General features: G+C 70.5%; 14 protein-coding genes and 1 pseudogene. 8 read left to right on the plus strand and 7 right to left on the minus strand.

Annotation, left to right across the window (positions count from 1 at the left end; all coding sequences use genetic code 11):
• Positions 1-226: pseudogene (locus tag RMO85_RS05370) on the plus strand (VOC family protein); the annotation flags it as partial.
• On the opposite strand, the gene RMO85_RS05375 reads toward RMO85_RS05370, so the two are convergent.
• Complete coding sequence (locus tag RMO85_RS05375) at positions 223-942, minus strand: hypothetical protein (RefSeq protein WP_310527056.1); 720 nt, start codon at positions 940-942, stop codon at positions 223-225. The pseudogene RMO85_RS05370 and the gene RMO85_RS05375 sit on opposite strands and share 4 nt — an antisense overlap.
• A 59-nt stretch (positions 943-1,001) precedes the next feature.
• Here RMO85_RS05375 and RMO85_RS05380 point away from each other — a divergent pair, with 59 nt between their 5' ends.
• From RMO85_RS05380 to RMO85_RS05395, 4 genes are read left to right on the plus strand one after another with little or no spacing between them, the layout of a single operon-like run.
• Positions 1,002-1,802 (plus strand): ABC transporter ATP-binding protein, encoded by an 801-nt coding sequence (locus RMO85_RS05380; protein ID WP_310527062.1) that lies wholly within the window; start codon positions 1,002-1,004, stop codon positions 1,800-1,802.
• 51 nt (positions 1,803-1,853) lie between these two features.
• Complete coding sequence (locus RMO85_RS05385; protein ID WP_310527066.1) at positions 1,854-2,315, plus strand: NfeD family protein; 462 nt, start codon at positions 1,854-1,856, stop codon at positions 2,313-2,315.
• A 31-nt stretch (positions 2,316-2,346) separates the two neighbouring features.
• Positions 2,347-3,480: an SPFH domain-containing protein gene (locus tag RMO85_RS05390; protein WP_310527068.1), complete on the plus strand. Its 1,134-nt coding sequence runs from the start codon at positions 2,347-2,349 to the stop codon at positions 3,478-3,480.
• Positions 3,477-4,235, plus strand: coding sequence for a sulfite exporter TauE/SafE family protein (locus RMO85_RS05395; RefSeq protein ID WP_310527069.1), 759 nt, complete (start codon positions 3,477-3,479; stop codon positions 4,233-4,235). Before RMO85_RS05390 ends, RMO85_RS05395 begins: the two co-directional genes overlap by 4 nt.
• Positions 4,236-4,282: 47 nt before the next feature.
• Here the strand turns inward: RMO85_RS05395 and RMO85_RS05400 are convergent, their stop codons facing one another.
• Both RMO85_RS05400 and RMO85_RS05405 read right to left on the minus strand, forming a co-directional pair.
• Positions 4,283-4,930, minus strand: coding sequence for a DUF1345 domain-containing protein (locus RMO85_RS05400; RefSeq protein WP_310527071.1), 648 nt, complete (start codon positions 4,928-4,930; stop codon positions 4,283-4,285).
• An 8-nt stretch (positions 4,931-4,938) separates the two neighbouring features.
• Positions 4,939-5,895: an alpha/beta hydrolase gene (locus RMO85_RS05405; RefSeq protein WP_310527073.1), complete on the minus strand. Its 957-nt coding sequence runs from the start codon at positions 5,893-5,895 to the stop codon at positions 4,939-4,941.
• A gap of 23 nt (positions 5,896-5,918) precedes the next feature.
• Between RMO85_RS05405 and RMO85_RS05410 the strand changes: the two genes are divergently transcribed.
• Positions 5,919-6,806 carry a DUF1295 domain-containing protein gene (locus RMO85_RS05410; RefSeq protein WP_310527075.1) on the plus strand — a complete coding sequence of 296 codons (888 nt, stop codon included), beginning with the start codon at positions 5,919-5,921 and terminating at the stop codon, positions 6,804-6,806.
• Positions 6,803-7,900, plus strand: a complete 1,098-nt coding sequence (locus tag RMO85_RS05415) for an FAD-dependent oxidoreductase (protein WP_310527077.1) — start codon at positions 6,803-6,805, stop codon at positions 7,898-7,900. The genes RMO85_RS05410 and RMO85_RS05415 overlap by 4 nt, the downstream gene beginning before the upstream one ends.
• A 5-nt stretch (positions 7,901-7,905) precedes the next feature.
• On the opposite strand, the gene RMO85_RS05420 is transcribed toward RMO85_RS05415, so the two are convergent.
• The 4 genes from RMO85_RS05420 to RMO85_RS05435 all read right to left on the minus strand — a co-directional run bounded on the left by RMO85_RS05420 (position 7,906) and on the right by RMO85_RS05435 (position 11,048).
• Positions 7,906-8,859, minus strand: a complete 954-nt coding sequence (locus RMO85_RS05420; protein WP_310527079.1) for an ATP-binding cassette domain-containing protein — start codon at positions 8,857-8,859, stop codon at positions 7,906-7,908.
• Positions 8,860-8,861: 2 nt separating this feature from the next.
• A complete protein-coding gene (locus RMO85_RS05425; protein WP_310527080.1) occupies positions 8,862-9,668 on the minus strand; it encodes an ABC-2 family transporter protein in 807 nt (268 codons plus the stop codon).
• On the minus strand, positions 9,661-10,458 hold the full coding sequence (locus RMO85_RS05430; protein WP_310527083.1) for an ABC-2 family transporter protein: 798 nt from the start codon (positions 10,456-10,458) through the stop codon (positions 9,661-9,663). The genes RMO85_RS05425 and RMO85_RS05430 overlap by 8 nt, the downstream gene beginning before the upstream one ends.
• Before the next feature lie 68 nt (positions 10,459-10,526).
• Positions 10,527-11,048 carry a YbhB/YbcL family Raf kinase inhibitor-like protein gene (locus tag RMO85_RS05435; protein WP_310527088.1) on the minus strand — a complete coding sequence of 174 codons (522 nt, stop codon included), beginning with the start codon at positions 11,046-11,048 and terminating at the stop codon, positions 10,527-10,529.
• A gap of 146 nt (positions 11,049-11,194) precedes the next feature.
• On the opposite strand from RMO85_RS05435, the gene RMO85_RS05440 reads away from it, so the two are divergent.
• Positions 11,195-11,700 (plus strand): NAD(P)-dependent oxidoreductase (locus tag RMO85_RS05440; RefSeq protein ID WP_310527096.1); only part of this gene is annotated, 506 nt, incomplete at its 3' end.

The raw sequence follows: 11,700 nt of genomic DNA on the forward strand, positions 1-11,700 counted from the left end.
CAAGGCGCCCTCCGGGGACGGGGAGCTGGGTGGCCTGGGCCTGGGCACCCCGGGGCCGGGCGGCTCCCTCGTCCTGCTCTACTCCGACGACCTCGATGCCTCCGTGGCCGCGGTCGGGGCCGCCGGCGGGACGATCACGCAGGCGCCCTACGAGTTCCCCGGTGGGCGTCGATTCATCTTCACCGACAACAGCGGCAACCAGCTCGGGGTGTGGGCCAAGTCCTAGACCGGTGGCCACACCTCGGGCGAGCAGGCGGCGACGATCGCTCGCCGCGATGCCCGCTCGAGCGGCTGCAGCGCCGCGCGTCGTGCCTCGATCTCGTACGCCGACACGGCACCGCCGTCGTCCGCGAGCGCCAGGTCCGCGATCGCCCAGCCCTGCAGCCCGCGTGCCGCCAGGTCGGCGCACCTCGGCGGTGTCCCCAGCGGCGCCTCCAGGCCCGGCAGGTGCCCGATGTTCATCAGCTGGTCGGCGACCTCGGGCCGCCAGCGGGCGACCTCGAGGTCGGCGAGCAGGGTGGCCGTGTCGAGCAGGGCCGTGCGCAACATCCGATCCGCCTCGCCGACATCGGGCAGCTGCCGTACGGCGGCCGGGAGCATCCGCCAGTGGCAGACCTCGCCCACCACCTGCGGCACTGCCGCCCACGATCCGACGACGACCGCCTCACCGGACTCGATCGCCGCGTCGTTGAAGTCGCGGGGTCCGCCGAGCCCGAGCAGGTCGCCCTCCACCGGCAGGGCGAGCCCGGCACCGGTGGCGCCGGAGCGCCTCGCTTCGAGGAGGAGGTCAAGCATCGCCGTACCCCCCGTCAGACCGTCCACCACGTGTGCGAGGTCGCCGTCGGTGACGGCGTCGAGCACATGGTCGGTGACCTCCGTGCCCCGCAGCCAGGCGGTCAGCCACCACGCGAGCCGGGCGGAGAGGGGGAGTTCGAGGGGCACGGCTGGTGAGAATACGTGGGGGTCGAGCGGGCCGCTCTGTGCTGGATAGGGTGAGCCGCATGACCGCCGTGATCGAGTTCGCCGACATCACGGTGCGCAGGGGGCGATCGACCCTGCTCCACGAGATCAACTGGGCCGTCGAGGAGGACGAGCGTTGGGTGATCCTCGGTCCCAACGGCGCCGGCAAGACCACCCTGCTGCAGGTGGCCTCCGCCCAGATCCACCCGACGTCCGGCGTAGCCGGCATCCTCGGCGAGGTGCTCGGCACCGTCGACGTCTTCGACCTCCGACCCCGCATCGGCCTCACCAGCTCCGCGCTGGCCGACCTGATCCCGCGCGACGAGCTCGTCAAGGACGTCGTGGTGTCGGCGTCCTACGGCGTGCTGGGCCGGTGGCGCGAGATCTACGACGACCTCGACCACGACCGCGCCGCGTCCCTGCTGACCGAGGTCGGTGCCGCGCACCTGCACGAGCGGACGTTCGGCACCCTCAGCGAGGGCGAGCGCAAGCGGGTGCAGATCGCCCGGGCGCTGATGACCGACCCCGAGATGCTGCTGCTCGACGAGCCGGCCGCGGGGCTCGACCTCGGTGGCCGCGAGGACCTCGTCTCGACGCTGTCGGTGATCGCCCTCGATCCCGACTCGCCGGCGACGGTGCTCGTCTCCCACCACGTCGAGGAGATCCCCCCCGGCTTCACCCACGCCCTGCTCCTGCGGTCGGGGCGGGTGGTCGCCTCCGGTCCCCTCGAACGCGTCGTCACGGCCGAGACGCTGTCGGAGACCTTCGGGATGCCGATCCTGCTCAGCCAGGAGGAGGGCCGGTTCGCGGCCCGTCGTCGTCCCCAGCACAGCGCCGGCTGAAACCTCCTGCTCGGGCGTCCCACGCGCACAGCCACCGGATAGGGTCGAGACATGGAGTGGTTGCGAGAGCATGCCTTGGAGACCTGGCTCGGGCTGGCGATCGTGCTGGGCGTGGCCGAGATGTTCTCTCTCGACCTGATCCTCATCATGCTCGCGGCCGGTGCCCTCGTCGGCATGCTCGCGGCCGTTCTCGATCTGCACATCGCCGTCCAGATCCTCGCCGCGTCCGCCGCCTCGGTGGCAGCGCTGGCGATGGTGCGGCCGACGATGATCAAGCGTCTGCACAGTGGGCCCGAGCTGTCGCTCGGGCACGGCAAGCTGATCGGCAGGCAGGGCATCGTCACCGAGGACATCTCGGGTCTGTCCGCGGGCCGGATCAAGCTCGCTGGTGAGTTCTGGACCGCCGAACCCTACGACGACACCACCAACATCTTGGCGGGCGAGACCGTCGAGGTGCTCGCCATCCGCGGCGCGACGGCAGTCGTCCACCCCGTCGCCCGGCTCGAGTCCTGAACCACACGTCCGTCCCACGAAGGAGTCGTCCATGGAGATCGCCCTGATCCTGCTGGCGCTACTGGTCCTGTTCGTCATCGTGCTGCTCGCGAAGACCGTACGGATCGTTCCGCAGGCCCGCGCCGGCATCGTCGAGCGCTTCGGCAAGTACAAGGGCACGCTGCCCGCCGGCCTCAACATCCTGATGCCGTTCATCGACCGACTGCGCTACCTCATCGACCTGCGCGAGCAGGTCGTGTCGTTCCCGCCGCAGCCGGTGATCACCGAGGACAACCTCGTCGTCTCGATCGACACCGTCATCTACTTCCAGGTCACCGACCCGGTCGCCGCGACCTACGAGATCGCCAACTACATCCAGGCGATCGAGCAGCTCACGATGACCACGCTGCGCAACATCGTCGGTGGCATGGACCTCGAGGAGACGCTGACCAGCCGCGACCAGATCAACTCCGGCCTGCGTGGTGTGCTCGACGAGGCCACCGGCAAGTGGGGCATCCGCGTCAACCGTGTCGAGCTCAAGGGCATCGACCCGCCGCCCTCCATCAAGGACTCGATGGAGAAGCAGATGCGCGCCGACCGTGAGAAGCGCGCCGTCATCCTCACCGCCGAAGGCTCGCGACAGGCTGCCATCCTCACCGCCGAGGGCTCCAAGCAGTCGCAGATCCTCAACGCCGAAGGTGATCGGGAGTCGCAGATCCTGCGCGCCCAGGCCGACCGCGAGGCGTCGATCCTGCGCGCCCAGGGCGAGGGGCAGGCCATCCAGACGGTCTTCCAGGCCATCCACGACGGCCAGCCCGACCAGTCGCTGCTGGCCTACCAGTACCTCCAGATGATGCCGAAGATCGCCGAGGGCAGCGCCAACAAGGTGTGGGTCATCCCCTCGGAGATCACCAAGGCACTGGAGGGCCTCGGCTCCTCGATCCACGAGATCGCCGGCATCCCGCAGAACGCCACGCCGCGCACGCGCGTCGACATGGGCCCCACCGAGCCCCAGCTGCCGCAGTCGTCCGGTGCGGGCTCCACGAAGAAGGTCGTCGAGGAAGCCATCGCCGCGGCGGAGTCGGCCAGCCGGACTCCCACGGCCGCTCCGCCGGTCGCTGCGCTCGTCGACCCGCCGCTCGATCCGGGCCGCGATGACTCCACCCAGGAGCCTCCGACGGCGTGAGCCTGCTCGAAGCCGTCCTGATCGCCCTCGCGGGCGTGGCCGCCGGCACCATCAACACCGTGGTGGGGTCGGGAACGCTGATCACGTTCCCGACCCTGCTGGCATTCGGGGTGCCGCCAGTCACCGCCAACGTCTCCAACTCGATCGGCCTCGTCCCCGGGTCGGTCGCCGGCGCCGTCGGCTACCGCCGGGAGCTGGTCGGCCAGCGCAGCCGGATCCTGCACCTGGCCAGCGCGTCGGCCCTCGGTGGGCTGCTCGGCGGACTGCTCCTCCTCTGGCAGCCGGGCGCCTTCGAACTCGTCGTGCCCGCGCTCATCCTGCTCGGCCTGCTGCTCGTCGTGGCCGGGCCGCGGATCTCCCAGTGGGTCGCGCGCCGGCACGAGTCGAGCGGTGGCCTGCCGGCGCGGGGTGCGTGGTGGGTGTGGCCGCGGATGTTCGCGTGCGGGGTGTACGGCGGCTACTTCGGCGCCGCCCAGGGCGTGCTCATGATGGCCATCATGGGGATCGGCATCGACGAGACCCTGCAGCGGCTCAACGGGCTGAAGAACGTCCTCGCGGTCCTCGTCAACGCAGTGTCCGGCGTCCTGTTCGCGCTCGTCGCCGACGTCGACTGGCGGATCGTCGCGCTCATCGGTTCCGGTGCGATCGTCGGCGGGGTCCTGGGGGCCTCGATCGGACGACGGCTGCCGGCGACGGTGCTGCGCGGCTTCATCGTGGTCGTGGGCCTGACCGCGCTGATCACGCTGTTGACCTGAGGGCAGTGACGTGGTTCGGACACGATCGCTGCTCACCCAGTGGCGGCTCAGCGGATGGCGACCGACGCGACGAGGTTGATCGTGCTGGCGAGCACGACCGCGCCGAACACGTACGACAGCAGGCAGTGGCGCAGCACCACCGAGCGGATCCGCGGGCTCGAGACGTCGGTGTCGGAGACCTGGTAGGTCATGCCGAGGTTGTAGCTGAAGTAGAAGAAGTCGCGGTAGGCCGCCGGGTGGTCGGAGTTGAAGTCGATGCCACTTCCCCATGTGTCGTCGGCGCCCGCGTAGTAGAGGTGCGCGTAGCGGGCGGCGTACATCAGGTGCAGGCTCGCCCAGGCCATGAAGACGCCGGCCAGCGCGAGCACGGCCGCGATCCGGTCGGTCGAGGAGCGGTCGAGGACGAGCAGCGCGCCGATCCCGACCAAGCCGCCCAGCGAGCTGGCGACGATCAGCAGTTCCTCGGTCGTGGTCCTGAAGTCCTCTCGCCGCGCATTGCGACGGGTGCCGTCAGCCGTGAGGGGCCAGAGCGAGACCCAGCCGGTCAGGACGAAGGTCGCGTGCAGCACCGTGATGCCGAGCAGGATGCCGATCGGCACGTTGAGCAGGAGCGCCGTGCCGACGCCCGCTGCAGTCCCGGCGGCGACGGCCCCGAGCAGCCGGGTGCCCGCCGACGAAGGGAGCCGGTCGCTCACGGGGGTGTTCATTCGACGTACGCCGCCAACCAGCGATCGATCTCGGCGTAGGCGCGAGCGCGGGCCTCTGGCCGGGACAGCACGACGTCGTGGCGGGCGCCGTCGATGCCGATGCTGGTGACGTGCGAGCCCAGGGATGAGGCCCAGCGCCGGATCTGCTGCACGTCGAGCACGATGTCACTGGTGTGGACCTCCTCGCCCATCTCCTGGGGGTACACCGTGCGACCCGACGACAGCACCAGGGTGGGGGTGGGGAGGTCGAGGCCGCGATGGATCTGGCCGTGGCCGCGACGGATGGCGCGCAACCAGCCGGCGTAGACGGGGTAGGACTCGAGCGGCTTCCAGTCGAAGTTGTAGTCGAACTCGCCCTCGTGGTCACGATGTAGCGAGCGACCGTAGAAGGTGTTCACGGTGCGAGGGATGAGCCGGTGCGGCTGCCGCGCCCCGAGCTGGTCCAGTGCCGCCCGAGCCGCTGGGTTGCGCAGCCACGCGGAGCCCTGCATGTCGAGCCACGGAGAGTTGAGGAACATCCCCACCAGCTCGGTCGGGCGACGCTCGTTGGTCCACAACGGCAACGTCAGGCCACCGGTCGAGTGCGCAGTCGCCACCACGCTGGTGTGTCCGTCGCGCTCGGTGATCCGGTGCCACGCCTCGTCGAGCTCGGGGTAGTACTCCGCCAGGTCCTCCACGAAGTTGGGCGTCTGGTGCTCGCGCAGGGAGCGGCCGTACTTGCGGAGGTCGAGGGCGTAGAAGGTGTAGCCCCGCGCGGTCCACCACTCGGCGTACTCACGGTGGAAGAAGTAGTCGGCGAAGCCGTGCACGTGCAGGACGGCGCGGCCAGCACGCTTGCGGGTCGGCTTGCGGACCAGGGTGGCCACCACCGGACCCTCGGCGTCGTCGAGAAGATCGATGGTCTCGACCTGATACGGACGGCCCAGGACGTCGGTCTTCAAGGCATCGGGCATGAGTCAGACGCTAACGTCTCGCCATGACCCGCGTCCGCACACTCGCCTTTGTGGCGTTGGCCTACGTGGTGGCGTGCGGTGTCGGGCTCGCCTGGCTGGTCCTCGGGCCATCGTCGTCGTGGTTGTTGCTCGACTCGCTGATCGCAGATCTGCTGGCCACACTGGTGATCTTCGCGGTCAGCCGAGGCATGCGGAACAGCAGCTTCTACGACGCCTGGTGGAGTGTCGCGCCGCCGCTCCTGGTCCTGTACTGGTGGCTGGTCCGCGAGCACGACACGGTCGGCTGGCGGGCCGCGTTGCTCGGCCTCGTGGTCGCGGTGTGGGCGGTCCGCCTCACCGCCAACTGGGTGCGCACCTATCCCGGGCACCCGCACGAGGACTGGCGCTACGACCTGCTGCGGAGCAGGGCACCACGCCTGGAGCTCCTGATCGACCTGGTGGCCATCCACGTCATCCCGTCGCTCCTGGTCTTCCTCGCCCTGGTCCCCGCGTACGTCGCACTGTCGGTCGGCACCCGGCCGCTGGGCTGGCTCGACGGGGTCGCGCTCCTCGTCGGCGCCGCCGCCATCGCGCTGGAGACCCGGGCCGATCGGGAGCTGAGCGCCTTTGCAGGGCAGCGTCAGCCCGGGGAGGTGCTCGCCACCGGGCTGTGGGGCTGGTCGCGACACCCCAACTACTTCGGCGAGCTGTGCGTCTGGGTCTCGGTCGCGCTGTTCGGCATCGCCGCCTCGCCAAGCGACTGGTGGTGGCTGCCGCTCGGCGTCGTCGCGTTGGTGGCGATGTTCCAGGGCGCCAGCATCCCGATGATGGAGGAGCGCAGCCTCGCGCGGCGCCCGGACTACCAGCGGGTGATCGACACCGTGCCGAGGTTCGTGCCGCGGCCACCGCGATCTGCTCGTTCGGCCCCGTGACCCGCATCGTCATCGCCGGGATGGGCGACACCGGAGTCCTGTCCGCGATCGAGCTGCGCCGGCGTCTGCCTGACGCCGACATCGTCGGGATCGCGACGAAGCCCGGGCTGGTGAGCGGCCAGGAGCTCGGCCTGCGGCTGGCCCGCCCCGACCGATGGAGCCGGGACTATCGCATCGCGTTCGAGGACTTTCGGGGGCTGGACGGGGTGCGGATCGCGCGCGGCGCGGTGGAGTCGGTGGACCTGGTGCGCAAGCAGGTCGTCGTCGATGAATCAGCGCTGGCCTTCGACGTGCTCGTCGTCGCGACCGGTGTGCGGAACGGGTTCTGGCGTCAGCCGAAGGTCCAGACCGCCGAGCAGGTGGTCGCCGATCTCGCCGCCGCCCACGCTCAGCTGCGAGCTGCCGGGTCGGTGATCGTGGTCGGCGGGGGAGCGGCGGCCGTTGCCAGTGCGGCACAGCTCGCCGCGGCGTACCCCTCGACAAGGGTGGACCTGTTCTTCCCCGGCGACGCCGCGCTGCCGCAGCACCACCGCGCGGTGTGGCCACGGGTGCGGCAGCGACTCGAGCGTCTTGGTGTCGGCCTCCACCCCGGGCATCGCGCCGTCGTCGCGGACGGGTTCGCGGGGGAGCGGATCACCACCGAGCCGGTGGCGTGGACGACGGGACAGCCCGACAGTCACGGCGACGCGGTGCTGTGGGCGATCGGGCGGGTGCGGCCGAACACCGCGTTCCTGCCGGGCGAGGTCCTCGACGAGCACGGTTTCGTGCAGGTCGGGCCGGACCTGAGGGTCGCCGGGACGGACGGTGTGTTCGCGATCGGCGACGTCGCCGCGACCGACCCGCTGCGGACCTCGGCCCGCAACTGGGGACACCGGACGCTGGGCCACAACGTGGCCGCGCACCTGGCCGGGACGGCGCTGAAGGACTACGTGCCGCCGCGGCGGCGGTGGGGCTCGGTGCTCGGGCTCCAGGCCGACGGACTGGTCGTCCATCTCGCGAACGGGCGTGCGTTCCGGGTGCCGCTGTGGGCGGTCGACCGGATCCTGCAGCCGTGGATCACCGACCGTGGCATCTATCGCGGCATCCGGCGCTGATCGCGCTAGGAGCGCGTGTAGAGCTCACGGATGACGTCCTCGATGTCGGGCTCCTGGATCGACAGGTCGGCCAGGTCGTACGCCGCAGCGATGGCGCCGACGATCGGCGCGGCGCTCGCGTCGGCGGGGAACGAGAGCCACTGCCGCGGCCCCTCCACCCGCCGCACGGTGGCGCCCGGCACCACGATGGGCTCGGACTCGTCGACCAGGTCGACCACCAGGGTGCGGGTCGACCCGCCCTGCTCGTGCAGGCCGGCGAGCGGGCCGTCGAAGACGGCGGTGCCGTGGTCGATCACGATCACCCGGTCGCAGAGGGCCTCGATGTCCTGCAGGTCGTGGGTGGTCAGCATCAACGTGGTGCCGCGCTCGGCGTTCAGCGCGCGCAGGAACTCGCGGAGCCGCCCCTTGCTGATCACGTCGAGGCCGATCGTCGGCTCGTCGAGGTAGAGGATCTCCGGGTCGTGCAGCAGAGCGGCGGTGATGTCGCCGCGCATCCGCTGGCCGAGCGAGAGCTGGCGGACCGGGGTGTCCAGCTGGTCGCCCAGGTCGAGGAGCTCGACGAACCGCGCCAGGTTGGCTCGGTAGCGCTCGGGCGGGATGCGGTAGATCTTCTGGAGCAGCTCGAAGGAGTCCCGCAGCGGCAGGTCCCACCACAGCGTCGTGCGCTGGCCGAAGACCACGCCGATCCGGCGCGCCAGCTCAACGCGGTTGCGCTGCGGCTCCAGCCCCGCGACCGTCAACGAGCCACCGGTCGGCACCAGGATCCCGGTCAGCATCTTGATCGTGGTCGACTTCCCAGCACCGTTCGGGCCGATGTAGCCGACCATCTCTCCGGCAGCCACGCTGAACGTGAGGTCGTGGACGGCCCGCACCGTCTCCCGGGTCTTGCGTCGGGCACCGTCGACCCTGCGGCGTACGGCGAAGGTGCGCTCGAGGTCGGTGACGTCGATCAGACTCATGGTCAGCTCCCGGTGGACGTGTAGTGGCGCACCCCGGTGCGCCAGATGAGCAGGGCGACGGCCACGGCGGCCACGGCGGCCAGCGGCGACGCGAACTGCAGCCAGGCCGGCATCCCGAACGGGTCGTCGCGGCCGAGCACGAACAGCGCGGGATACCAGTTCACGAACGCGACCGGGATGACGAAGCTCAGCGCGACCATCACCTCGCGCGGGAAGATCGAGAGCGGATACTGCGTGACCGTGGCGCCGCCGTACGTGAACGCGTTGGCGAACTCCGTCGCGTCGGTGGTCCAGAACTGGATGCAGGAGAAGCCGACGAACAGGCCGAAGAACACCGCCGCGCCGCTGATGACCATGGAGACGGTCACGAGCACGCGTGCGGGGGTCCAGTCGACGTACGCCGCAGCCCACCCGAACACGACGGCCGCCTGGGTGATCCGGCCCAGCCTGCGCAGCGTGAACTGGTCGGCGCAGACCTGCACCAGCAGCGGCACCGGCTTGGTCAGCATCTGGTCGAGCCGACCGGTGCGGACGTAGGTGCCGATCCGCTCCACGCTGCCGATCAGGGTGTCGGCGATGCCGAGGCCGACCGAGCCGGCGCCGTACAGGAAGGCGACCTCGTGCAGGGAGAAGCCGGCGAGATCGTCGAGGTGGCTGAACATGATCCAGAGGCCGACGAAGTCGAGACCGGTGATCATCGCGTTGCCGACCGCCAGCATGATGAACGACGCCGGATAGGCCCACGCGGCACGGATCCAGAGCCACGCGATGTCGAGGTAGCGGCGAGCGTGGTGGAGGGCCTCAGCCACCCTGCACCACCACCTTGCGGGTCGCCGCCCGGAGGACGAGCTGGCAGCAGCCCAGCAGGATCGCGGCCCACATCACCTGGAAGCCGAGGGCCACTGCGAGATCGACACCCGTGCGCTTGCCGAGCCAGATGTCGGCCGGGACCTGCACGTAGGCCGACCACGGCAGCGCCCGCGCGAGCGTGCCGAGCCAGCCGGGGAACAGCACGAGCGGCAGCATCATGCCGCTGAAGAAGATGGCGAAGGCGCCGCTCATCACCTTGACGCCCGACTGGTCGAGGAGCCAGAACGCCGAGCTCGCCACCAGGAAACGGATGGAGAAGCTCACGATCACGGCGAGCGGCACGGCCAGCGCGAAGCCGAGGCCTGCCGCGGGGGAGGCGGGCAGCCTGATGTCGAAGAGGATCACCCCGATGACCGTCGGCGCGAGGCCGCGCGTCAGCAGGTGGAAGCACGCGCGGCCGAGGTCGCCGGCGAGGTACCACGGCACCAGCCCGACGGGACGGTAGAGGTCGATGGCGATGTCACCGGTGCGGATGCGCTCCGCGAGATCGTCGGTGGTGCCGCCGCCCCAGAGGGCGACCGTCATCAGCAGCGCCTGGCCGAGCCACACGTAGGTGACGGCGTCGACACGGTCGTAGCCGCCCGCGTCCGGGTTGGCCTTCCAGAGGGCGAGGTAGGCGAAGGAGTAGATGATCCCGAACACCGAGTTGGTGAAGATGCCCGACAGCGTGGCCGCCCGGTAGGTCGAGTAGCGGCGGAACGCCCGCGTCGCGATGGCGACGTACAGCATCCCGACCCCCCGAAAATTGCGCGAGGGGGATCCTCTCACACCTCAGTGCTTGATCGAGCGCGGAGCGCTCAGTGCTGATAGGTCCCGTGCAGGATCGCCCGACCGAGGGTCTTGAACGCCAGGTTGAACGACACGACGGCGTTGGAGGCGTCCGCGTCGACACCCAGCGTCGCGTCCTTCACTGCGTGCACGACGAAGAAGTAGCGGTGGGGGTGGTCGCCCTGCGGGGGAGCGGCGCCCATGAAGCCCGCCTCGCCACCGTCGTTACGGACGTGGAAGGCGCCGGCGGGGAGGTTGCCTCCGGCCGCGCCGGTGGCGAGCGACGTGACGTCGGCGGGGATGTCGACGAGGTCCCAGTGCCAGAAGCCGCTCGGGGTCGGCGCGTCGGGATCGAAGCAGGTGACGACGAACGACCTGGTGCCCTCGGGCGCGCCCGACCAGCTCAGCTGGGGTGAGGTGTTGCCCGCGGCGGCCACCTGGTCGTCCTTCAGGGGCTGCCCGTCGGAGACGTCGGCACTCGTCACGGTGAAGGACGGGACCGGCGGCAGGTAGTCGTAGGGGTTGGGCGCGATCGGGCGCTGGATGCTCATGCGTCGAACCTAGGAGGCGGTTGCGACGCGGGCAAGGCGCTGGTCGATCGCGCTGCCGAAGGCGGTGGGTAGCGGCATTCGCGATCCTCGACGCTGACGCTGGACGCGGTCGGGACCGCCCGCGGCCATCGGGGAGGATGGTGCCCATGAGCGACGCCACGCCCTATCTCTCGGGCCTGATCCTGACCGACCGCAGGGTCGTCGTGGTGGGTGGCGGTCACGTCGCCCAGCGTCGGGTTCCGACGCTGATCGCCGCGGGGGCCACAGTGACGGTGGTGTCGCCCGAGGTGACGCCCGCGCTGGAGGGCATGGCGGCGGAGGTGACGCTCGTCCTGCGCGAGTTCGTGGAGTCCGACCTGGACGGTGCGTGGTACGTCGTCGCCGCCACCGACGACGCGGAGGCCAACGAGCGCATCAGTGCTGCCGCTGAGGCGCGCCGCATCTTCTGCGTGCGCAGCGACGACGGCAGCCGCGGCACGGCCTGGACCCCGGCCTCCGGCAGGCACGGCACAGTCACGTTCGGCGTGCTCGGAAACCGCGAGCCGATGAAGTCCGCCGCCCTGCGCGACGACATCCTCACGGCGCTGCGCGAGGGCCAGCTCACGGCGGTGGGCGCCCACGACCGCACACCGGGCGTGGTGCTCGTCGGTGG

The organism is Nocardioides sp. (assembly GCF_031422975.1).
Classification (GTDB): domain Bacteria; phylum Actinomycetota; class Actinomycetes; order Propionibacteriales; family Nocardioidaceae; genus Nocardioides.

Excerpts from the sequence above, each read along its gene's own strand:
- RMO85_RS05380 (WP_310527062.1), top strand. The coding sequence starts at position 1,002 with ATGACCGCCGTGATCGAGTTCGCCGACATCACGGTGCGCAGGGGGCGA.
- RMO85_RS05385 (WP_310527066.1), top strand. The coding sequence starts at position 1,854 with ATGGAGTGGTTGCGAGAGCATGCCTTGGAGACCTGGCTCGGGCTGGCG.
- RMO85_RS05390 (WP_310527068.1), top strand. The coding sequence starts at position 2,347 with ATGGAGATCGCCCTGATCCTGCTGGCGCTACTGGTCCTGTTCGTCATC.
- RMO85_RS05405 (WP_310527073.1), bottom strand. The coding sequence starts at position 5,895 with ATGCCCGATGCCTTGAAGACCGACGTCCTGGGCCGTCCGTATCAGGTC.
- RMO85_RS05410 (WP_310527075.1), top strand. The coding sequence starts at position 5,919 with ATGACCCGCGTCCGCACACTCGCCTTTGTGGCGTTGGCCTACGTGGTG.
- RMO85_RS05420 (WP_310527079.1), bottom strand. The coding sequence starts at position 8,859 with ATGAGTCTGATCGACGTCACCGACCTCGAGCGCACCTTCGCCGTACGC.
- RMO85_RS05430 (WP_310527083.1), bottom strand. The coding sequence starts at position 10,458 with ATGCTGTACGTCGCCATCGCGACGCGGGCGTTCCGCCGCTACTCGACC.
- RMO85_RS05435 (WP_310527088.1), bottom strand. The coding sequence starts at position 11,048 with ATGAGCATCCAGCGCCCGATCGCGCCCAACCCCTACGACTACCTGCCG.